This is a genomic window from Mesorhizobium sp. B2-3-15, from assembly GCF_006442875.1.
GTDB classification, from domain to species: domain Bacteria; phylum Pseudomonadota; class Alphaproteobacteria; order Rhizobiales; family Rhizobiaceae; genus Mesorhizobium; species Mesorhizobium australicum.
In genome coordinates this window covers 99,607-120,488 of the sequence record NZ_VFVO01000006.1, presented here as the reverse complement: position 1 = coordinate 120,488, position 20,882 = coordinate 99,607, and the positions used below count along the sequence as shown (strand labels likewise).

The window sequence follows — 20,882 nt, the reverse complement described above, 5'->3', positions numbered from 1 at the left end:
CCGCTTTCACCTGGTATCCGGGTGCTTGGCGCGGCCGATCCAGCCGAGATAGTCGTTCTTCTGATAGTCCGGCCGAGCCTGATCCCGGTGTTCGCGGCGGCGATGGCGCGCGGCTACGGCGCCTGATCTTCGGCGGCGACAGTTTCAAGCGGGGCGATCGGCACCAGGGGCGCCGGAATGCTGGTCGTCTTCACCTCTGCCTTGCAAATATCGGCGATGACGCAGGCCGGGCAATCCGGCTTGCGCGCCTTGCAGACATAGCGTCCGTGCAGGATCAGCCAGTGATGCGCATGGCGCATATATTCGTCCGGGATGATCTTCAACAACCCCTGCTCTACCTGTTCCGGCGTCTTGCCGGGCGCCAGGCCAAGCCGGTTGCCGATGCGCAAGATATGCGTGTCGACCGCCATCGTATGCTGGCCGAAGGCCATGTTGAGCACGACATTGGCGGTCTTGCGCCCGACACCGGGCAACTTGACCAGTTCATCGCGGTCATCCGGCACCTCGCCGCCATGGTCGCGGATCAGCGCCTGCGATAGGGCGATGACGTTCTTGGCCTTGTTGCGCCAGAGACCGATGGTCCTGATATGGTCGCCGACCTTGGTTTCACCGAGCGCCAGCATCTTTTGCGGCGTGTCCGCAACCTTGAACAGAGCCCGCGTTGCCTTGTTGACACCGGCATCGGTCGCTTGCGCCGAAAGCACCACCGCCACCAGCAGCGTGAAGGCATTGACGTGTTCGAGTTCGCCCCTCGGCTCCGGCCGCTGCACCGAAAAACGCCGGAAAATCTCATGCACTTCAGCCGGGCTGTAGCGGGACGAGCGCCGCGCCGGCCGAGGGCGCGGCTTGGCATTGGAGCCATCACGCCGTCCGGCCGGCAGCTCTTTTTCGGGCATGGAAGACTCATTGGACTTGGGACGCGCCATTTCCCTCCTATAATAGTCTGCCATGAGTGACACAAACGCCTCGTTTCAGGCTGACGAGCCCTTCTTTCATGCATTGCTGACCCCGCACCGGTCGCTGGGCAGGACGGGCTTCCTGATCCTGATGGGCGCACTGATGTTCGGCTGGTTGGTGACGGGTGCGTTTTTCCTGTCGCGCGGTGCCTGGCCGGTGTTCGGCTTCTTCGGCCTCGACGTGGTGGCCGTCTACATCGCCTTCCGCGTCAATTACCGGGCTGCACGCGCCCGCGAGGAAGTGTCGGTCTCGCGCACCAGCCTCGACATTCGCAAGACGGCCCCCTCGGGAAAGTCGGAAGCGCATCGCTTCAATCCGTTCTGGGTACGGTTTTCGATCGCCCGGCACGCCGAGATCGGCATCACCAAAATGACCGTGGAAGCACAAGGCCAGAACGTGCCGATCGGCGGCTTCCTCGACCCCGATTCGCGCGAGAGCTTCGCCACCGCCTTCTCGCGCGCGCTGGCGACCGCCAAGGCGCGCTAAAAGCAATTCCAGGAAATTTCCGTTGGGAAAGCCTTGCCGTAGAGTGTCATGAGCAAGCTCTCTTTTGCCCCTGTCAGATGGACTTTTTCGCCAGCCATCAGCGGCTCCCTGGCTCGAATCCCGAGTCTATCTGGGCAAGTGCTGCAAGAAGGCAGGTTTCGGGTGGCGATCGGCGCCCCGAGGGGCGATATTCCAGCCCAAGGAGACAGTCCATGAGCACACACACGGCAGTCCTCAAGAAGGACATCACGCCTGAGGGCAGCGACTACGAAATCGTACGCCGCGCCATCGAAAAGATCAGTCTCGACTATCGCGACCAGCCATCGCTGGAAGAACTGGCCGAGGAGGTCGGCGAGACGCCGACCGGCTTGCAAAAACTCTTCACCCGCTGGGCCGGCCTGTCGCCCAAGGCTTTCCTGCAGGCGGTGACGCTGGATCATGCGCGCAGGCTGCTCGATTCCGGCATGCCTCTGCTCGAAACCTCCTTCGAACTGGGCATGTCCGGCCCCGGCCGGCTGCACGACCTGTTCGTCACCCATGAGGCGATGTCACCGGGCGACTACAAGACGCGCGGCGCCGGCCTCACCATCCGCTACGGCTACCACACCTCCCCGTTCGGCACTGCCCTGATCATGGCCACCGACCGCGGGCTTGCCGGCCTCGCCTTCTGCGACGCAGGCGAGGAACGCACCGCTTTTGCCGATATGTCAGGCCGCTGGCCGAACGCGCTCTATATCGAGGACAGGGAAGCGACGGGGCCCTATGCCGCGCGCATCTTCGAGCCGACGCTGTGGCGCGCCGATCAGCCGCTTCATATCGTCATGATCGGGACCGACTTCCAGGTCCGCGTCTGGGAGGCGCTGCTCCAGATTCCGATGGGCAAGGCCCGTACCTATTCCTCGATCGCGGCCAGCATCGGTGCGCCGAGCGCCAGCCGCGCGGTCGGCGCCGCCAACGGCGCCAACCCGCTCTCCTTCGTGGTGCCTTGCCACCGCGCCATCGGCAAATCAGGCGATCTCACCGGCTATCACTGGGGCCTGACCCGCAAGCGCGCCATCCTCGGCTGGGAGGCGGGGCAGATTTCGTCGTGAAATGTCGATTTTTTCTTCCTGCCCCGGAGAATATACTTATATTTGGAAATACGCAGTATTATTGCGCTTGGTTTTGAAACTTCTGGATACAACCGTGGACAACCGCCGGTTTCTTCACGAGCGTTATTTCGATATCTTATTTAAGTTTACGCTAAATTAACCACGATAAAGCGATGATGACCCATATTAATTCGGGCGATCCGACTTAATAGGAGAATCTCGATGAAGTTGTTCCGCACCGTGTTTGGTGCAGCCTTGCTGGTCACGTGCCTGAACCACGCGGCGATGGCCACAACGCAGAATGTCATCTTCAATGGCACGGTCACCGCGACCTGTACGCTTGTCGTCGGCACCAACGGCACCATGACGGTGAGCGCCGACCTTCAGTCGCTGAGCTCCCACAACAGCGGCGGTTCGGCTGGAACAGTCACGCTCACCACCACCGGAGGTGTTTCACTTAGCGTCGATCCGGTGACCCTCACCACCGTGCCCGCCGCCGACAGCACCGCCACCACCTGGACACCGACCTATTCGGCCAGCGGCGCCCACACGACCGCTGAAACGGGGGCCGCCACCGCCCTCGCTGTCCCCGGCGCCGACCTTGTCTCGGTCCATCTCGCTGGCACCAAGGGCGGCAGCAACCGCTTCGCCACCGGAAACTATCAGGCAACGGTAACACTGCGCTGCGAATAGCCGTCGCGAAGGAGGGATCCTTGAAACATGCACGAATCCTGGCGACGGCGCTGGCCGTCGGCCTGCCGGCCATTGCCGCCAACGCCCAGTCGATGTCGCCGATGCGGGGTGAGGTCAACAGTTTCACCGACGCCTTCGCGGTCCGCGTGTTTCCCGCCAATCCCTACGGCCAGAAGATCAAGGTCGAAATCCACGTCTACGATCAGAATTTTCAGCCAGTGGATGCCAAGATCTCTCCGAGCGTTTTCCAACTGGGCTCGCAGGCTTCCCGTCCTGTCCTTGTGGTCGTGCCCTTCGGCGGCGCTGCCGAGCGTAAAGTGCGTATCTGTACCGAGAGCATCCCCTTTCCCAATCAACAGACGCAGATAAGGGCACAGATATGCGGAAAGTTTTTTGGGCACCGCAAGTCCTGACAGTCGCGTTTGCGGCAACCTGGGCAGGGATCTCGCCGGTTCTGGCCGAGGATGTCTACAACCTCAATCAGAATGAGAGCGGCTTCAACCTGCCCGGCGTGACCTTGCCGCAAGGGCAGGATGAGGTCCACGCTTCCGACGGAACCACCTGCCGCTCCGCCGTATCGGGCACCGGTGCCTATCTCGATCTTGGCGTTATCAGAGGCAACAATCAGGCGAACAACGACATCGCCACCTACGGCCGCGTGGTGATTCCGATCGGGCGTACGCCGAAGCGCGTCGACTGCAGCCGCCTCTACGAGCTTGAGGTCGAGCGCCTGCAGCTGGAGCTGAAGCTCCTCAAGATGGGCCTGGGCGGTGACGGGCCGACTGCGAGCGTGGCCGCCAGCGCACCTACGCCCGTGGCCGCGTCACCCGGATGGGCCAACGAAGGCTGGAGCATCAGGACCGGAAGCGGCGATGGCAAGAAAAAGAAGAAGAAATAGCCGCGCGCTGCTCGCGATGGCCGCGCTCGCCGGCTGCTGCCTTCCGGCGCAGGCCGCGATCATCGGCACCTGCACCATCATGGTCGGGGCATCGGGCACGATGACCGCCAATCCGGCCATCGGCATACTGGGCTCCAAGCAGGCAGGCGGATCAAGCGCCAGCGCCACCGTGGTGGCAAGTTCCCTGCTGTGCTCGCTGCTCAACTTGCTGGACTGCTATTCGGTTTCAGCGCCGGCGCCTGCCGCATTCTCTTCCGCGCCGAGCGGCGGCGGCACCAACGTGACCTTCGCCTCGGTCTTCCGCCTCGATGGCTCGGGGGTCGACAACAATGGGGGCGTGCCGCAAAGGGTCGCCAATGGCACCCACGCCATGCAGATCGACCTCACCGCCACCAAGTCGAGCGGTATCTTTCCCGCCGGCAACTATCAGGGCATCGTCACTGTGCTTTGTGAATGACGCGGCAAATCACGCTGGACCATTCGCGTGGTCTGGCATCGAACGGCTTGGCAGGATAGCTTCCGCGCATCAGCAGGAGGCATTTCTTGATTATCGTAGTCGGTTCGATCAACCTCGACCTTATCGCCAGTGTCGACCGCTTGCCGAGCCCCGGTGAGACGGTGAGCGGTTCCAGCTTCACGACGGCCCCCGGCGGCAAGGGCGCCAACCAGGCACTCGCCGCCGCGCGTGCCGGCGCTCAGGTGCGCATGGTCGGCGCCGTCGGCAAGGACAATTTCGCCCCCGAGGCACTGGCTTTGCTGCGCGAGGCCAAGGTCGACCTGTCGGGCGTGGGAGAGACCTTTGCCTCGACCGGCACGGCGCTGATCATGGTCGGCGATGACGGCGAAAACATTATCGCCGTGGTGCCCGGCGCCAACGCTTCCGTGGTGCCCGGCGACCTCTCCAAGGCTTTTCTGACAAAGGGCGACGTCGTGCTGCTGCAGCACGAAATTCCGCTCGCGACGGTCGATGCGGCCCTCGACCAGGCAAGGGTGGCCGGCGCGATCACTGTCCTCAACACGGCCCCTTTCCATGGCGGGGCAGCCGCCTTCCTCGGCAAGGCCGACTATGCGGTCGCGAACGAAACCGAATTCGACCTCTATGGCGAAGCCCTTGCCCTGAAAGGCCGCGATCGTGCAGCGCTGATGCGCGACTATGCCAGCAAGACTGGACGCATCATCGTCGTCACGCTCGGTGGCGACGGCGTGATGGCGGCAACGCCAAGCGAATTCCTGACCGTCCCTGCTTTGCAGATCACGCCGGTCGACACGGTCGGGGCCGGCGACACTTTCTGCGGCTATTTCGCCGCCGGCCTGTCGTCGGGCCTCACGCTCGAACAGGCATTGGCGCGTGCCGGCGCCGCCGGCTCGCTGGCTTGCCTTAAGCCCGGCGCCCAACCGGCGATCCCACTGGCCAAGGATGTCGACCAGGCGCTGCAAGAGGCCGGTTGAAATGATGCGTCCCCGCACGAAGCATGCCGTACCGGCGGCCGGCGACATCTGCCGCCTGTCGGCTGTCGAACTTGCCGGTGCGATCCGCCGGAAGAAGCTCTCCGTGCGCGAGGTGGTGACGGCGTTCCTCGATCGCATCGATGCGGTCAACCCGCTGGTCAACGCCATCGTCTCGTTGCGCGACCGTGCCGACATACTGCGCGAGGCCGATGCCGCCGATATCAGCCGGACCGATGACACCGGCGCGCTCTTTGGCCTACCCATCGCCATCAAGGACCTTGCCTCGACCACCGGCCTCAGGACCTCGTTCGGCTCGCCGATCTTCGCCGATTTCGTGCCGCGGGAAGACGATTTCTTCGTCGAACGCATCCGCGACGCCGGCGCCATCATCATCGGCAAGACCAACGTTCCCGAATTCGGGCTCGGCTCCAACACCTACAACAATGTTTTCGGGCCGACGCTGAACGCTTTCGATCCGGCGCTGACCGCCGGCGGCTCGAGCGGCGGAGCGGCGGTGGCGCTGGCGTTGGACATGGTGCCCATCGCCGATGGCAGCGACTTCGGCGGCTCGCTGCGCAACCCGGCGGCCTGGAACAACGTCTACGGTTTCCGGCCGTCACAGGGGCTCGTGCCCAGCGGTCCCGACTTCGAGGTCTTCCACGCGCAGATGGGCGTCGAGGGGCCGATGGGCCGCAACGTCGCCGACATGGCGCTCTTGCTCGACGTGCAGGCCGGCTACCATCCGCAGGCGCCTCTCTCCTATGAGAAGCAAGGCTCCTTCCTCGAAGGCCTGGCGACGGCGGCGACCGGTGGCCGTATCGCCTGGCTCGGCGATCTCGGCGGCCATCTGCCGATCGAGCCCGGCATCCTCGACCTATGCGAGGCAGCACTCGCACGGTTCACGGATGTATCTTTCCTGACCGAGCCCTTGCGACCGGATTTCGATTTCGAGGCACTCTGGCAGGCCTTCGTGACGCTGCGCCAGGCCAGCAGCGGCTGCGCCCTGAAAGTACACTATGACGACCCCGCCAGGCGTGGCCTGCTGAAGCCGGAAGCCGTATGGGAAGTGGAAAACGCGATGCGGCTGACGGCGCCGCAGATACGCGGGGCCTCGGTCGTCCGAACCTCCTGGTACCGCACGCTGCTGTCGATCTTCGACCGCTTCGACCTCATCGCGCTGCCGACCGCGCAGGTCTTTCCGTTCGATGTCGGCACCCATTGGCCGCGCGAGGTCGGGGGGCGGGCAATGGACAGCTATCATCGCTGGATGCAGGTTTCGGCCTTCGCCACCCTGGGCGGTTGCCCGGCGGTCAATGTTCCCGTCGGCTTCGACGACAGGGGCCGGCCGATGGGCATGCAGCTGGTCGGCAGGCCACGCGGCGACCTCGCCGTGCTGAAGGCCGCGGCTGCCTATGAGACGACGCTGCCCTGGCCCGCCGGAGCCTGAGCCAGACCGGCGCGCCGGCTTGCGTCGTCCTCGCCGTCATGCATTGATTGTTGCATGCTAGGCCGCGATAGCGGCATTGCGAGGAAAAATCATGTCGTTGGAACTCTACGCCGCCTATGTCCTTGCCTGCATCGTCATCATACTGGTGCCGGGACCGACGGTGACGCTGATCATCGCCAACAGCATCCGCCACGGCACTCGCGCCGGTCTCGCTAATGTCGCCGGCACGCAAGCCGGCCTAGCAGTCATGATCGTCATCGTCGGCATCGGCCTCAACACGCTGATTTCGGGCATGGGCCACTGGTTCGAGTGGGTCAGGCTGATCGGCGCGGCCTACCTGATCTGGATGGGCGTGCAGATGTTCCGCTCGAAGGGCACGCTGAACGCCGACGGAACCGCCCGCAAACCACGCGGCGGCTTCTTCCTGCAGGGCTTGGCCGTGGCGCTGAGCAATCCAAAGACGCTGATCTTCTTCGGCGCCTTCTTTCCGCAGTTCATCTCTCCCGCCGGCAACTACCCACTGCAGATCGTCATCATGGGCCTGACCGCCATGATCTTCGCCGCCATGTCGGACTCGACCTATGCGCTCGCCGCCGGCCGCGCCGGGCGCATGCTGTCAGCCAGCCGCATCAAGCTCCTGTCGCGGATCAGCGGCAGCTTCATGGTCGGCGGCGGCCTGTGGCTGGCGTTTTCGAAGGCAAAGTAACGGCGAAAGCGCCTTCTCCATAAAATTTTTGCGGAGACATATTGAAGAATTGTACGCTGCTGCACAACTCTTCACTATGCGCAAATCAAACGTTTCCTTTCGGGATCGCTTGCTTATTTGGCAATACGAGTACAGCGACGCAGTGATCGGCACCGCTTTCTTTTGCGCCTTTGCGCTGATGAAATCCATTGCGGTTGTAGGGCTCCAGGCCAATCCGGTCGTCACCACTCAACGCGTGATGGCCGTGGTAGAATACATCAGAGTGAAACCTGTCAGCCCGTATGCCATGGTGGGTCACAATCTATACTACACCTACGACGTGCGCCTTGATGACGGCAACACGCGGATTTCGATCGACGACGACGTCGAGCGACCGCATCTTGTTGGCTCACTCGTTCCTATTGAACGTCAACACCACAAGCGCGGCGTCGACACCTATCGATTGCTCAATGGGTGACAACGCGCGCCGGTGACACCGCGCGCTTGTCGGCGATTCCAAACGTCAGTTAAGCCGCCCCAGCCTTTCCACCAGCAGCGCGAAAAACCCATCATGGTCGATGTCGCGCATCACCATGGCGTTCTTTTCCCTGGAGGTGACCCCCCACCAGTCGACCACGGTCATGCCCATGGTCAGTTCGGAGGCGGTTTCCACGGTGACGTTGCAATGGCGGCCTTTGAACAGGTCGGGCTTCAGGAGATAGGCGATGACGCAGGGGTCGTGCAGCGGCCCTCCATCCGTGCCGTATTTGCCTTCGTCATAGCGCTCGAAGAATTCCAACATCTCGGCGGCGGCGATGCCGACCTTGGTGCCGAGCTTGCGGAACGCCTCGATGCGCTTGGACGTGGTCAGCGCCTTGTGGGTGACATCGAGCGGCATCATCACGATCGGGATGCCGGACCGGAAGACGACGTCGGCGGCATGCGGATCGACATAGATGTTGAATTCGGCCGTGGGCGTGACGTTGCCGCCCTCGAAGAAGCCACCGCCCATCAGCACGATTTCCTTGATGCGCGGCGCAATCCGGGGCTCTCGGATCAGCGCCAGCGCAACATTGGTGAGCGGTCCGAGCGGGCAGAGCGTGATGGTGCCGCTCTCTTCCTTCATCAGCGTCTCGACGATGAAATCGACGGCATACTGGTCCTGCAGCTTCATTGTCGGTTCGGGCAAATCCGGTCCGTTCAAGCCGGTCTTGCCATGGACCTCCTCGGCCGTGACCAGTTCGCGCGCCAACGGACGGATGGCGCCGGCGTAGACCTTGATTTCGGGCCGGCCGGCCAGTTCGCAGATCTTGCGGGCGTTCTTTTCGGTGAGCTTCAGCGGCACGTTGCCGGCGACGGCCGATATGCCGGCGATCTCCAGTTCAGGACTGCCAAGCGCCAGCAGAATGGCGATGGCGTCGTCCTGGCCGGGATCGGTGTCGATGATGATCTTGCGTGGTTGGGGCATTTCAATTCCTTGTTTGGCTGGCCATCAGCTCACCGGGCCGGTCCTGCGCCCGAAGACGCCAACCGGCTGCAAAGCTGCTGAACCGCTTGACGGGGGACGGTTCCGGCCTGCGCGCTTCTCCTTGCATCCGCGCGTCGATTCAAGCGCCATGTCGATTATTCCTGTGAGTCCACGATGATCCTGGGCTATTTCCGTGGGTCCGCGACATGGTCTCCTTGGGCGGGTCTTTTGGTGGCTTGAACTTGGTCGCGGGGCGGACCATATCAAGACCATCGGGAAAAATGCCATTTGGGTTTTTCCAGTTTATGTCGCTCTTGAGAGGACAGTGTAACATGAGCCGAATGACGCCTTTCTCCAGCCCGCTTCTCCTGGGTTTCGACGCCATGGAAAAGACCCTGGAGCGTCTGGCGAAGTCCGGTGACAGCTACCCTCCCTACAACATCGAGCGCCTGAGCGGTGCCGACGGCAAGGCCGAAAGGCTGCGCATTACACTCGCCGTCGCCGGGTTCGCCGAAAGCGATCTCGATGTGACAACGGAGGAAAACCAGTTGGTCGTGCGCGGTCGCCAGACCGACGATACCGAGCGCGAATTCCTTCATCGCGGCATTGCCGCACGCCAGTTCCAGCGCTGCTTCGTGCTGGCCGACGGCATGCGTGTGATCGCGGCGGAGCTGAAGAACGGCCTTTTGTCGATCGACCTTGATCGGCCGGAGTCGGAACGGCTGGTACGGAAAATAAACATATCGGTGAAAGACTGATCTTCACCGATGGCTCTCATGCGGGATGGCCTTGAGCGGCGTCCTCGCGCCAAGGAGGCTTGAAATGACCAGAACTGACGAAACCATCACCATGACCAGCGGCGAATTCGCCCATCTCGGCGAAGGCTCTGTCGCCTATCTGCGCAAGGTCTCGAGCGACGAACTGCTCGGCCGCTTCCCCAACATCGGTGAAATCGCGCCCGGCATGGAGCTGTGGGCCCTGTTTGGGGCCAATGGCCAGCCGATCCTGCTTTCCGACGCGCGTGACCGCGCGCTGGCCGGCGCCATGGAAAACGACCTGACCACCGTCGCCATTCATTAAAGACAATTGGTTGGCTGAACTGAAAAGGGCCGCTCATGGCGGCCCTTGGAGCGATATTTAAAAAGATGGCTTCAGGCCGCGTGCGAGGCCTGCGTATCCGACAAAAGCGCATGGATCGCCGCGGCGTCGCGCGTGCCCCTGACCTTGGCCACGGTGTCGGCGTCGCGCAGCACGCGCGCAATGCGCGACAGTGCCTTGAGATGATCGGCACCCGCCCCTTCGGGCGCCAGCAGCAGGAACACCAGATCGACCGGCTGGTCATCCAGCGATTCGAAATCGACCGGCGTCTCCAGCCGGGCGAAAACGCCGGCGATGCGCTTCACGCCGGCGAGCTTGCCGTGCGGGATGGCGATGCCGTTGCCGACGCCGGTCGAGCCCAGGCGCTCGCGCTGCAGGATGGTGTCGAACACCTCCCGTTCCGGAATGCCCGAAATCGTCGCTGCCCGCTCGGACAGCAATTGCAGTAGCTGCTTCTTGGAGTTCGCCTTCAACGCCGGCAAAATCGCCGGAACGCTGATAAGATCGCTCAGATCCATGCTTGAAAATCCTTGTTCGCCTGCCGCGCCAGTCCCCACCCCTCGTGCGGCTGGCTTTTATCCCTGTGCGACTTTGGTCGTGGACGGATCGATCCAGCCGATGTTTCCGTCGGGCCGGCGATAGACGATGTTGAGATGGTCGGTTCCGGCATTGCGGAAAACAAGCACGGGACTGTCCTTGGTATCGAGTTCGATGACCGCCGAGGCCACCGACATGGTCTTCAGCGTCATGGTCGATTCGGCGACGATGGCCGGTGCGAAATCCTCCGGGATTTCCTCATCGTCATCGGCAAGCGGTGCCATCACCGTGTAAGCGATGTCGGTCAACTCGCCGTTGCCATTGCCTGAATTGTGCGATTTCAGACGGCGCTTGTATCGCCGAAGCCGGGTCTCCAGCCGATCGGCCGCGGCCTCGAAGGCGAGTGTCGGGTCCTGGGCATCGCCGGTGGCCTGCAGCGAGGCGCCGGAATCCAGCCGGATCATGCAATCCGCGGAATAGCGCGAGCCCGATTTGATGACGGTGACATGCCCCGCGAAGCCGCGATCGAAATATTTGCCGATCGCTTCACCGACACGATCGTTGATGCGTGTACGGAACGCATCGCCGATATCCATGTGCTTTCCCGAAATGCGCAGATTCATCTGAAAACTGACCTTCCTTGCTCAGGCTTCAAACTGGCCCGAGTTTATACTCGTGATCCGTGCGCACAAGCTTTGCGGCGTCACTCGCGCCGATTTAAATCCGAACTTTCCGGTTGATCACAAGCCGCCTTCTTGACCGTCCCGGGTCATTGTCGTGACGGACCATCCGCTAGCGGGCATCGAGCCCGTCTCATGCGGGCGGGCTTCTAGCCACTTCACCGTGGCTTGTCAATGAAACTTGAAAGCTGTGGAAATCGTGAACGCCTAGCGGCCGGCGCTGGCGAGCGCCCGTTTCTCGCGCCGGCGCTGTACCGAGGAGGGAATATTCATGCCTTCCCGGTACTTGGCGACCGTGCGCCGGGCGATATCGACGCCGCTTTCCCTGAGCATGTCGACAATAGCATCGTCCGACAGCACATCGACGGGCTTCTCCTCGTCGATCATTTGCTTGATGCGATCACGCACCGCTTCCGAGGAATGCGCATCGCCACCACCCGATGCCGCGATCGAGGCCGTGAAGAAATAGCGCAGCTCGAACACGCCGCGCGGGGTGAGCATGTATTTGTTGGCGGTCACCCGGCTGACCGTCGATTCGTGCATGCCGATGGCGTCTGCCACCGTGCGCAGGTTGAGTGGCTTCAGCTGGCGCACGCCATGGACCAGGAAGGCGTCCTGCTGGCGCACGATTTCCGAGGCCACTTTGAGGATCGTCTTGGCCCGCTGGTCGAGGCTCCGTGTCAGCCAGTTGGCGTTCTGCAGGCACTCGGCCAGGAAATCCTTTTCCGCCTGGTTCTTCGCGTGCGGCGACACCTGGGCGAAATAGATGTGGTCGACGAGCACGCGCGGCAGCGTTTCGGCATTGAGTTCGACGGTCCAGCTGCCGTCATTGGCCGCCCGCACCTCGACATCGGCGACGATCGCATCGCTGGCGCCGCCAGAAAACGCCATGCCCGGCCGCGGGTCGAGCGCCCGGATTTCGGCCAGCATGTCCAGCAAATCCTCCTCGTCGACGCCGCAGAGCCGCTTCAGCGTCTGGAAATCGCGGCGCGCCAGCAGTTCGAGATTGGCGACCAGGGCCTTCATGGCCGGATCGAGACGGTCACGCACGGCAAGCTGCAGCGTAAGGCATTCCGCGAGGTCGCGGGCAAACAGGCCGGCCGGCTCGAAGGTCTGGCACACGGCCAGCACCTTGCCCACCGCCACCTCGTCAGTGCCAAGCCGCGTGGCGATCTCCGCCAGATCGGCCCTGACATAGCCGGTTTCGTCCAGCCCATCGGCAAGTTCTCCGGCGATCAGCCGCGCGACGGGATCGATGAAGGCGAGCGCGACTTGCTCGCCGACATGGTCGCGCAGCGTGATCCCGCTCGCAGCCATGTCGCCGGCGTCGAGCCCCTCGGACGAGGAGCCTCCACTGCCCGAAGCCGATTTCCATTGCGCCGTCAGGTCGGGGCCCAACCGCTCGCTGGTGCCGGGATCGTCGGGAAACAGGTTTTCCAGGGACGTATCGAGCTTTTCCGAGATGGCTTCGGCACTCCATCCCGCCTCGTTCTCGAACCAGTCGCCATCGGCGGCCGCTTGCGGCTCTACGTCGAGCTTCTGCGCCTGGTCGCTCGCGGCATCATCCTGCGGCTCGGCGCGCTCCAGAAGCGGGTTGCGCTCGATCTCCTCGTCGATGAAGTGCTCTAACTCGGTATGGGTGAACTGCAGCAGCCGAATCGACTGCATCAGCTGCGGCGTCATCACCAGCGACTGCGACTGTCGGAGCTGTAGTTTGGCCGCCAATGCCATGGTTCGGTTTCAAACGCCTCCTCTACGCGTCCCCAACTTCCGGAAATCAATTTCACGGCCGGCCATAGAAACTGGCCCGGCTTTTGCTTGTCAAGGCAAAGCCTAGCAAAACCCGCTTACCGGAGCGTTATCCCGGAGCAAAATCGCGGAAAACAGGTCGCCGGCGCGCAAAAAATCGTATCAGAAAACAAATTTCACGCTCAGAGCGTAAAACCCTCGCCGAGATAAAGCCGCCGCACGTCGGGATTTGCCACCACTTCGTCGGCGCGGCCATGAGTGAGCACCTGGCCGGCGTGGATGATGTAGGCGCGGTCGATCAGGCCGAGCGTCTCACGCACATTGTGGTCGGTGATGAGGACCCCGATGCCGCGCGCCGTCAGGTGACGCACCAATTGCTGGATATCGGCGACGGCGATCGGATCGATGCCGGCGAAGGGCTCGTCGAGCAGCATGTAGGCCGGGCGCGTCGCCAGCGCGCGCGCGATTTCCAGGCGCCGCCTTTCGCCGCCCGAGAGCGACATGGATGGCGCCTTGCGCAGATGGCTGATGTGAAATTCCTCAAGCAGTTCGTCGAGGTTGCGCTCGCGGACCTTGCGATCCTTTTCGACCACTTCGAGCACGGCGCGGATGTTCTGCTCGACATTGAGCCCGCGAAAGATCGAGGCCTCCTGAGGCAGATAGCCGATGCCGAGGCGCGCGCGACGATACATCGGCATCGAGGTGACGTCGAAGCCGTCGATCTCGATCGTGCCTTCATCCACCGGCACCAGGCCGGTGACCATGTAGAAACAGGTCGTCTTGCCGGCGCCGTTGGGGCCGAGCAGCCCGACGGCCTCGCCTGCGCGCACGCCCAGCGTGACGCCGCTGACGACCTTGCGGCCCTTGTAGCTCTTGGTCAGACCCTTGGCGATCAAGGTTCCCTTGAACTTCGCCTTGTCGACCGTGGCCGGCGCCGAAAGCTTACCTGCGGCCCGTCCCGGAAGACGTGCCGTCAGCGACGACAGGCTGACCATCAGGGGTTCGTCGCTCCCGATTTCGGCGGCGGCGTGATCGACATCTGCACACGCTGCCCAGCACATGGATCGACCTGGGCCAGCCCGGTTTTCATCTGCACGGTGAGCTTGCAGCCGACCAGCACATTGTCGTTTTGCGAAAGGACGACCTTTTTGCCCGAAAGCACCAGCACCTGGCTCTTCATGTCGAAACTGCCCTGATCGCCGGTCGCGACCTGCTGATCCGACTTGATGTAGACCTTGTCGGAGATCTCCAGGTGATCGATGTTGGCCGAGCCGGTCATGGCTGCCGCCCCGGCGGCTTCGGCGCCCTTGGCGCCCGCATTGGGGTCCTTGACGTAGTAGACCATCATCTTGCCGGCCTTCATCAGCGTCGGCCCCTGGACGACGGTGACATTGCCGGTGAAGATCGCGACGCTGTCGGCCTGGTGGACTTCCAGCTTGTCGCTTTCGATCTGGATCGGCTTGTCGCCGGCCAGTTTGAGACCCGACACCTGGCTGGCCGCTCCCGACTGCGCCAGCGACGGCGCCAGGCTGAGCAGGAACAGCGCCGAAGTTGCGGCCGCAAGCCGTGTCGAATTATTGAGCCACATTCGCTTCTTCGCCCTTTGCCTCAGCCGCCTTCAGAACGGCGGGATCGATGTTGACACGAACCTTGTTCTCGAACACCAGGATCTTGCCATTGTCCTGGACCGACATCGAATCCGCCCTGATCTGCGACCCGCCACGGCTGACATCGACGGGATCATCCGTCTTCATAGTGCCTTTGCCCATGTCGAGGAAGACGGATTTGAACTTGGCCTGCATGCCGTCGGTCGTGCTGATGGTGACGTCGCTGTTCAGCTTCATCGTATTGCCGTCGCGATCGTAGGTACCGCGCGAGGCTTTAATCGCCGCGACATTGTCGGGGGCGATCGGCACCTTGGCGTCGATGCCTTCGAGTTCGATGATGCCTTGCGTGCTCACATCTTGGATGGCGCGCAGCGCCGTCATCGAATAGGGCTGCTTCTGCTTGGTGAAACCATTGAGTTTGGGATTGGCCATCACCAGCTTACCGTTCGAGAAGGCGGTGCCTTCGGCCTGCACCGCGACGGAAACGGGCGCGGCGAGGTAGGAATAGACTGGGAAGGCGACGGCGATCAATGCCGCGGCCAAGGGCACGGCGAATTTGAGCACGCGCACGCGGCGTGAATGACGCTGGGCGCGGTCGAAAGCTTCGCCCCGCGTCCAGTCATCCGCCGGGGGAGCCAACTCCGTCTCCGGGCTGGTCGGTTCATTCGGTCGCGCTAACATGACTGCTTTCTTCTAAAACCCTGCCCCGGGAGCACCGCCTATAGGTGGGACGCCAGCGCCCTCGCGCAAGCACAAGCCGACGAAAACCGCAAAAATGTGACAGCTGCCGTGCACAAACGAAACCCGGGTCAGCGCAACAGCCAGTGCTTCATAACAGAAATAGACGCCCTTGCGTCTTTTTTCACCACCGAAGTTCTTCCCACTTATCTTGCGTCGCCCGCACAGGCCAGTCACAAAACAGACAACACGGACCGCCGCGCGCGGATTGCCGCGCCATGTGCGGGACGGAACTGCTTCCCGATCAAGACATCATGGTCTAAAAGCGTCTCTTCCCGATGACTGTGAGGCTGACGATGGCATTGAGAGCCGACGACCTGATCGACCGCCGCCGCTTGCGGCGCAAGCTGACTTTCTGGCGTGTCGCGGCCTTCGGCATCGTGGCGCTCGGGGTGATTGCGGTGTCGGCCTGGTTCTATGGCGACGATTTCGGCGGCTCCGCCGTCGACCACATCGCCAAGGTCAGGATCGAAGGCACCATCACCGAGGACGACGAACTGATCAAGCGGCTGGAGGCTATCCGCCAGTCGCCGAAAGTAAAAGGCGTGATCCTTGTGGTCGATTCTCCTGGCGGCACCACCGTCGGCGGGGAATCGATCTACGAGGAGGTGCGCAAGCTGGCCGCCGACAAGCCTGTCGTGGCCGAGGTCGGCACGCTCGCCGCGTCGGCGGGTTACATGATCGCCAGTGCCGCCGACCATATTGTCGCCCGCAAGACCTCGATCGTCGGCTCGATCGGGGTGCTGATCCAGTATCCCGACGTAAGCGGCCTGATGGACAAGCTCGGCGTCAAGCTGGAGGAGGTCAAGTCCTCGCCGCTGAAAGCCTCACCCTCGCCCTTCAAGCCGACCAATGACGACGAGCGCGCCATGGTCCGCAAGCTCATTCTGGACAGCTACGACTGGTTCGTCGGCATCGTCGCCGAACGTCGCAAGATGACCCACGAACAGGCGCTGGCGCTGGCCGACGGTTCGATCTTCACTGGCCGCCAGGGTGTTGCCAACGGGCTGATCGACGCCGTCGGCGGCGAGTCCGTGGCGATCGACTGGCTGGCGACCAAGGGTGTCGATGCCAAGCTCAAGGTGGTCGAGTGGAAGGACACGGAACGGCGCGGCGGTTTCCTGTTCTCGAAGGCACTGGCACGCACGATCGCCGGCGCGCTCGGCCTGCCGGACTCCGGCGGCGACGTGATCCATGAACTTGGCGCCGACCGCTTGTTTCTTGACGGTCTCGTTTCCGTCTGGCACCCTTGAGACGCGTTGGGACAGCTAAAAAAGCAAATAAAATCATCCTGATAATTTTGGCCGAACTGCTTTCACGGGGACCCGTCTGATGATCAAGTCCGAGCTTGTGCAGATTATTGCCACGCGCAATCCGCATCTTTTCCTGCGCGACGTCGAAAACATCGTCGGCGCGATCTTCGATGAAATCACCGACGCGCTTGCCGAGGGCAACCGGGTCGAATTGCGCGGTTTCGGCGCTTTTTCGGTGAAGAACCGACCTGCCCGCACCGGCCGCAACCCGCGCACCGGCGAATCCGTCGAGGTCGAGGAGAAATGGGTGCCGTTCTTCAAGACCGGCAAGGAGTTGCGTGAAAGGCTGAACGGCGGCAAGTAGGCGCGTCAGCGCCGGACGGCCTTATCGGCCCGCTTGCGACGGAAAACATCATGCTCAATCGCTTCATGCTCATCGTGGTCTTCGTACCCCTGGCGATCATCCTGATCGCTTTGGCCGTCGCCAACCGCGAACTCGTCGCCTTCACGCTGGACCCCTTCAATCCCGGAAATCCGAAGCTGACACTCACCTTGCCGCTGTTCATCTTCCTGTTCTTGGCGCTCGCCATCGGCATGGTCGTCGGCAGCCTGGCGACATGGGTGAAGCAGGGCCACTACCGCAAACTGGCTCGCCAGCGCGGTGTCGAGGCCGAAAACCTGCGCCAGGCAGTCAGCCGCACGCCCTCGGTGCCGCAGGCATCAGCCCAAGCACCGGCCCAAGGGTCGGCGTTGCCGAAGCCGACCAATTGAGCCGCAGGTCGGCGCGTTTCTTTTCACGGAGCTTTTCATGCTGACCATTTCGGCCGCTGAGGTCGATCGTGCGCTGACCTTTCCTGGACTGGTCGAGACATTGCGCACGGCATTTCGCGAGGGCGCGGTGCAGCCGGTCAGGCATCATCACACGGTCGAAAGGCCTGACGGCGCGGCGTCGACCTTGCTGCTGATGCCCGCATGGACCGATTTTCACGCCGCGGGCCGTTCCGCCGGCGGCCATATCGGCGTCAAGATCGTCACCGTCTCGCCCGACAACAACGCCGTCGGCAAGCCCGCCGTGATGGGGCTCTATCTCCTGCTCGATGGCAGCACCGGCGAGCCGGAAGCCCTGATCGACGGCCAGCGGCTGACGCAGTGGCGCACGGCGTGCGCCTCGGCCCTCGCGGCGTCCTATCTCGCCCGCGACGATGCCTCGCGGCTGCTCGTGGTCGGCGCCGGCGCGCTGTCGCCCTTCCTGGCCAAGGCGCACAGCGCCGTGCGGCCAATCAAGACCATCCGCATCTGGAACCGCACCCCGGCCAACGCCGAGAAAGTCGCGGCCGATCTGCGCGCCGAGGGCTTCGCGGCCAGCGTCGCGACCGATCTCGATGCCGAGCTTGGCCAGGCCGACATCGTCTCCTCGGCGACAATCACCACCACGCCTCTGATCAAGGGCACGTTGCTGCGGCCCGGAACCCATGTCGACCTGGTCGGCGGCTTTACGCCTGCGATGCGCGAAAGCGATGACGACGCGATCATGCGCGCCCGCGTCTATGTCGACACCCGTGCCGGCGCCACTAAGGAAGCCGGCGACATCGTCCAGCCACTGGCCTCAGGCGTGCTAAAACCACAAGCCATCGTCGCCGACCTGCACGAACTGGCGCACGGCCAAAAGGAAGGTCGCGGCAGCCCGGACGAGATTACGCTGTTCAAGTCGGTCGGTGCCGCGCTGGAGGACTTGGCCGCCGGCATTGCCGTCTACAAGGCGCTCAGGGGCTAGTCAAAGCGAGTTTGGCGCCCATCGTCTGCGCGATCAAAGCGAAATCGGCCACGCTGATCGGGAACAAGCCAAAGCGCAACGGGTAACCCCAGTTCGATTTGCCTGAGGTGAACTCCAGCCTCTCAAGCAATGGCTTGATCGGCGTTTCCTGTGCCTGCGCCCAGTTGACATCGCGACGGAACGGCGTGAAGCCGCCGCCCATGTCGCCTTGATAGGGCTCTCCTTCCCGCACCATGCCGATCGCCGTGAACGCCTGCAGACCGTCTTTCTCCACCAAAACCCTGGTCGGCGAATAATAGACGATGCCATCACCGGGCCTGACGCGGCGCAGCGGTGCCGCCTTGCCATGGTTGACCTGCATGAAGCCGCCCTTGCGGCCGCGCCGGACATGTTCGGCCGACGCCACGGCGATCCAATACGCGCTCATTTCTGTTCCTAATTGGCCAGTTGTCCGTCGGCCAACGCTTGCCCGCTAATCGGCCCGCAGTGCCGGAGCGCCAAACGATAGGGCTGGGGCCGCGGCAATGGCAAGTGCGGCCGTTCGGAACGGCTTCGGCCCGGAACCGTTGTTGCGTCATGCGACTATATGGCTTCCTGCTGTTCTGGTCTGTCTTGGCCACCATGATCGCTGCGCTCAGCCTCGGGCCGTCCTTCGCCCATGTCCTGGAATCGGTGCCCCGGCTCACCCGATGGTCCCCGGCGCTTTGGCGCGAGGCCACCGTTTTCAACGGCCAGTTCCTGCTCTTCGCAATCATTGGCGCGCCGCTGGATGTCGCGGCAATCATCTGCCCGGGACTGCTGGCGTGGCTGCTGCGCCAGGATCGGTCGGCGTTCTGGTTCGCACTCGCCGCCACCTTGCTCTATGCGCTATCCCTCGTACTTTGGTTCGTTCTCGTCAAACCGGCCAATAAAGTTCTCGCCACCTGGGTGCCAGGGCCGATTCCAGACAATTTCGACGCCATACGGCTGCGCTGGGAAACCGGCCACATGGCCGTCACGGCGGCCAAGGCTGCCGGCTTCGTTTCGCTGGTTGTCGCACTGCTTTCGATCGGGCGTGGCGGCTAAGCCATCCGCAATCGCGCAATTGCCCCAATCGCCCCAATCGCGCAGTCGCAATGTCGCGCGGGTTTGTTGCGCCGATGGGCATAGCTGTGGCAGAAGCGGGCCGAACCGCCGGAGAAGCTGTCTCTTGAAGTCTTTTCGCGACAAACGCCGCGACGGCCGCCCGCACCAGCCGGGTAAAGGCGAAGCCGCGCAATCGCGTCCACCGGAAGGTCGCGGCGTGGCCAGGCCGGAGGTCAGGCCGCGGCAAGACCTGAAGCCGGACCAGCCCGCACCGAAATCCACGCCCCGCAACCTTGCCCGTCGCGACGGCGTCCTGCCCGCTGAGCAACTTCCGGTAATCCTCGAAGTGGCACCCAACGCGGATTACGCGCTGCTCGACAGCGGCGCTGGACAAAAGCTTGAACAATATGGACCCTACCGCATCGTGCGGCCCGAGGGCCAGGCGATCTGGCAGAAGGCTCTGCCGGCCAGGGACTGGGAGCGTGCCGACGCGATCTTCACCGGCGACATCGACGAGGAAGGCATCGGCCGCTGGCGTTTTCCCAGGACGCCGCTCGGCGAAACCTGGCCGATGAAGCATGACGGCATCGACTATCTCGGCCGCTTCACCTCGTTTCGCCATGTCGGCGTCTTTCCCGAGCAGGCCTCGCACTGGGACCATATGGCCGGGCTGATCGCGGCCGCCAGGCGGCCGGTCAAGGTACTCAACCTGTTCGGCTATACCGGCCTTGCCTCGCTGGTGGCGGCGCGCGCCGGCGCTGAGGTCACCCATGTCGACGCCTCGAAGAAGGCGATCGGCTGGGCTCGCGAAAACCAGGAGATATCCGGACTTGGCGGCAAGCCGATCCGCTGGATCGTCGACGACGCGGTCAAGTTCGCCGAGCGCGAGGAGCGTCGCGGCAGCCGCTACGACATCATCCTGTTCGATCCGCCGGCCTATGGCCGCGGCCCCAAGGGCGAGGTCTGGCAATTGTTCGAAGATCTTCCCGATCTGACGGACCTCTGTCGCTCGATCCTGACCCCAAGACCGCTTGCCGTGGTGCTGACCGCCTATTCGATCCGTGCCTCCTTCTTCGCCATCCACGCTCTGGTGCGCGACACGTTCGCCGGCATGGGCGGCAAGGTTGAATCGGGTGAGCTGATCATCCGTGAAAAGTCCGCCGGCCGGGCGCTTTCGACGTCACTGTTTTCGCGCTGGGTGGCCTGA

At 63.1% G+C, this 20,882-nt stretch carries 27 protein-coding genes; 18 read left to right on the top strand and 9 right to left on the bottom strand.

The window, feature by feature from the left end; genetic code table 11:
* Nucleotides 1–113: 113 nt before the first annotated feature.
* A complete protein-coding gene (gene nth / locus FJ954_RS14160; RefSeq protein ID WP_140661718.1) occupies nucleotides 114–926 on the bottom strand; it encodes an endonuclease III in 813 nt (270 codons plus the stop codon).
* A 22-nt stretch (nucleotides 927–948) separates the two neighbouring features.
* On the opposite strand from nth, the gene FJ954_RS14155 reads away from it, so the two are divergent.
* From FJ954_RS14155 to FJ954_RS14110, 10 genes are all read left to right on the top strand, one after another.
* Nucleotides 949–1,443, top strand: a complete 495-nt coding sequence (locus FJ954_RS14155) for a DUF2244 domain-containing protein (protein WP_023770603.1) — start codon at nucleotides 949–951, stop codon at nucleotides 1,441–1,443.
* 212 nt (nucleotides 1,444–1,655) lie between these two features.
* Entirely contained in the window at nucleotides 1,656–2,534 is an 879-nt protein-coding gene (locus tag FJ954_RS14150; protein ID WP_140661717.1) for a bifunctional helix-turn-helix domain-containing protein/methylated-DNA--[protein]-cysteine S-methyltransferase, read from the top strand.
* Between the two features lie 222 nt (nucleotides 2,535–2,756).
* Nucleotides 2,757–3,227, top strand: a complete 471-nt coding sequence (locus tag FJ954_RS14145) for a hypothetical protein (RefSeq protein ID WP_140661716.1) — start codon at nucleotides 2,757–2,759, stop codon at nucleotides 3,225–3,227.
* A 20-nt stretch (nucleotides 3,228–3,247) separates the two neighbouring features.
* Complete coding sequence (locus tag FJ954_RS14140) at nucleotides 3,248–3,640, top strand: hypothetical protein (protein WP_140661715.1); 393 nt, start codon at nucleotides 3,248–3,250, stop codon at nucleotides 3,638–3,640.
* A complete protein-coding gene (locus FJ954_RS14135) occupies nucleotides 3,607–4,125 on the top strand; it encodes a hypothetical protein (RefSeq protein WP_140661714.1) in 519 nt (172 codons plus the stop codon). Before FJ954_RS14140 ends, FJ954_RS14135 begins: the two co-directional genes overlap by 34 nt.
* Nucleotides 4,100–4,582, top strand: a complete 483-nt coding sequence (locus FJ954_RS14130) for a hypothetical protein (RefSeq protein ID WP_140618859.1) — start codon at nucleotides 4,100–4,102, stop codon at nucleotides 4,580–4,582. Before FJ954_RS14135 ends, FJ954_RS14130 begins: the two co-directional genes overlap by 26 nt.
* 86 nt (nucleotides 4,583–4,668) lie before the next feature.
* Nucleotides 4,669–5,574 carry a ribokinase gene (locus FJ954_RS14125; RefSeq protein WP_140661713.1) on the top strand — a complete coding sequence of 302 codons (906 nt, stop codon included), beginning with the start codon at nucleotides 4,669–4,671 and terminating at the stop codon, nucleotides 5,572–5,574.
* A gap of 1 nt (nucleotide 5,575) precedes the next feature.
* On the top strand, nucleotides 5,576–7,021 hold the full coding sequence (locus FJ954_RS14120; RefSeq protein ID WP_140661712.1) for an amidase: 1,446 nt from the start codon (nucleotides 5,576–5,578) through the stop codon (nucleotides 7,019–7,021).
* Between the two features lie 91 nt (nucleotides 7,022–7,112).
* On the top strand, nucleotides 7,113–7,727 hold the full coding sequence (locus FJ954_RS14115; RefSeq protein WP_140661711.1) for a LysE family translocator: 615 nt from the start codon (nucleotides 7,113–7,115) through the stop codon (nucleotides 7,725–7,727).
* Nucleotides 7,728–7,776: 49 nt separating this feature from the next.
* Complete coding sequence (locus tag FJ954_RS14110) at nucleotides 7,777–8,184, top strand: hypothetical protein (protein WP_181173958.1); 408 nt, start codon at nucleotides 7,777–7,779, stop codon at nucleotides 8,182–8,184.
* A gap of 45 nt (nucleotides 8,185–8,229) precedes the next feature.
* Here the strand turns inward: FJ954_RS14110 and FJ954_RS14105 are convergent, their stop codons facing one another.
* The gene (locus tag FJ954_RS14105; protein ID WP_015315722.1) at nucleotides 8,230–9,174 is read right to left on the bottom strand and encodes a nucleoside hydrolase; all 945 of its coding nucleotides are present in this window, start codon (nucleotides 9,172–9,174) and stop codon (nucleotides 8,230–8,232) included.
* 332 nt (nucleotides 9,175–9,506) lie between these two features.
* On the opposite strand from FJ954_RS14105, the gene FJ954_RS14100 reads away from it, so the two are divergent.
* Together FJ954_RS14100 and FJ954_RS14095 are read left to right on the top strand one after the other, a co-directional pair.
* The gene (locus FJ954_RS14100; protein ID WP_013893014.1) at nucleotides 9,507–9,932 is read left to right on the top strand and encodes an Hsp20 family protein; all 426 of its coding nucleotides are present in this window, start codon (nucleotides 9,507–9,509) and stop codon (nucleotides 9,930–9,932) included.
* A gap of 64 nt (nucleotides 9,933–9,996) precedes the next feature.
* Nucleotides 9,997–10,254, top strand: coding sequence for a DUF1150 family protein (locus FJ954_RS14095; RefSeq protein WP_015315721.1), 258 nt, complete (start codon nucleotides 9,997–9,999; stop codon nucleotides 10,252–10,254).
* A 71-nt stretch (nucleotides 10,255–10,325) separates the two neighbouring features.
* On the opposite strand, the gene ptsN is transcribed toward FJ954_RS14095, so the two are convergent.
* From ptsN to lptC, 6 genes are all read right to left on the bottom strand, one after another.
* Entirely contained in the window at nucleotides 10,326–10,790 is a 465-nt protein-coding gene (gene ptsN, locus FJ954_RS14090; RefSeq protein WP_015315720.1) for a PTS IIA-like nitrogen regulatory protein PtsN, read from the bottom strand.
* 57 nt (nucleotides 10,791–10,847) lie between these two features.
* Nucleotides 10,848–11,432 carry a ribosome-associated translation inhibitor RaiA gene (gene raiA, locus FJ954_RS14085; RefSeq protein ID WP_015315719.1) on the bottom strand — a complete coding sequence of 195 codons (585 nt, stop codon included), beginning with the start codon at nucleotides 11,430–11,432 and terminating at the stop codon, nucleotides 10,848–10,850.
* A gap of 264 nt (nucleotides 11,433–11,696) precedes the next feature.
* Nucleotides 11,697–13,220: an RNA polymerase factor sigma-54 gene (gene rpoN, locus FJ954_RS14080; RefSeq protein ID WP_140661710.1), complete on the bottom strand. Its 1,524-nt coding sequence runs from the start codon at nucleotides 13,218–13,220 to the stop codon at nucleotides 11,697–11,699.
* Nucleotides 13,221–13,420: 200 nt separating this feature from the next.
* Complete coding sequence (gene lptB, locus FJ954_RS14075; protein WP_015315717.1) at nucleotides 13,421–14,233, bottom strand: LPS export ABC transporter ATP-binding protein; 813 nt, start codon at nucleotides 14,231–14,233, stop codon at nucleotides 13,421–13,423.
* Complete coding sequence (locus FJ954_RS14070; protein ID WP_015315716.1) at nucleotides 14,233–14,826, bottom strand: LptA/OstA family protein; 594 nt, start codon at nucleotides 14,824–14,826, stop codon at nucleotides 14,233–14,235. Before FJ954_RS14070 ends, lptB begins: the two co-directional genes overlap by 1 nt.
* A complete protein-coding gene (gene lptC, locus FJ954_RS14065; protein ID WP_140661709.1) occupies nucleotides 14,813–15,526 on the bottom strand; it encodes an LPS export ABC transporter periplasmic protein LptC in 714 nt (237 codons plus the stop codon). The genes FJ954_RS14070 and lptC overlap by 14 nt, the downstream gene beginning before the upstream one ends.
* 353 nt (nucleotides 15,527–15,879) lie before the next feature.
* Between lptC and sppA the strand changes: the two genes are divergently transcribed.
* The 4 genes from sppA to FJ954_RS14045 all read left to right on the top strand — a co-directional run bounded on the left by sppA (nucleotide 15,880) and on the right by FJ954_RS14045 (nucleotide 18,610).
* Entirely contained in the window at nucleotides 15,880–16,836 is a 957-nt protein-coding gene (gene sppA / locus FJ954_RS14060) for a signal peptide peptidase SppA (RefSeq protein WP_140661708.1), read from the top strand.
* Between the two features lie 79 nt (nucleotides 16,837–16,915).
* Nucleotides 16,916–17,200: an integration host factor subunit beta gene (locus FJ954_RS14055; protein ID WP_006200394.1), complete on the top strand. Its 285-nt coding sequence runs from the start codon at nucleotides 16,916–16,918 to the stop codon at nucleotides 17,198–17,200.
* A gap of 50 nt (nucleotides 17,201–17,250) precedes the next feature.
* Nucleotides 17,251–17,607, top strand: a complete 357-nt coding sequence (locus FJ954_RS14050) for a hypothetical protein (RefSeq protein ID WP_015315713.1) — start codon at nucleotides 17,251–17,253, stop codon at nucleotides 17,605–17,607.
* 37 nt (nucleotides 17,608–17,644) lie between these two features.
* Nucleotides 17,645–18,610 (top strand): ornithine cyclodeaminase family protein, encoded by a 966-nt coding sequence (locus FJ954_RS14045; RefSeq protein ID WP_140661707.1) that lies wholly within the window; start codon nucleotides 17,645–17,647, stop codon nucleotides 18,608–18,610.
* On the opposite strand, the gene FJ954_RS14040 is transcribed toward FJ954_RS14045, so the two are convergent.
* Entirely contained in the window at nucleotides 18,600–19,037 is a 438-nt protein-coding gene (locus FJ954_RS14040) for an EVE domain-containing protein (protein WP_140661706.1), read from the bottom strand. The two genes, FJ954_RS14045 and FJ954_RS14040, sit on opposite strands and share 11 nt — an antisense overlap.
* A 149-nt stretch (nucleotides 19,038–19,186) precedes the next feature.
* On the opposite strand from FJ954_RS14040, the gene FJ954_RS14035 reads away from it, so the two are divergent.
* The gene (locus tag FJ954_RS14035; protein ID WP_140661705.1) at nucleotides 19,187–19,675 is read left to right on the top strand and encodes a DUF1772 domain-containing protein; all 489 of its coding nucleotides are present in this window, start codon (nucleotides 19,187–19,189) and stop codon (nucleotides 19,673–19,675) included.
* Nucleotides 19,676–19,799: 124 nt separating this feature from the next.
* Nucleotides 19,800–20,882: a class I SAM-dependent rRNA methyltransferase gene (locus tag FJ954_RS14030; protein ID WP_140661704.1), complete on the top strand. Its 1,083-nt coding sequence runs from the start codon at nucleotides 19,800–19,802 to the stop codon at nucleotides 20,880–20,882.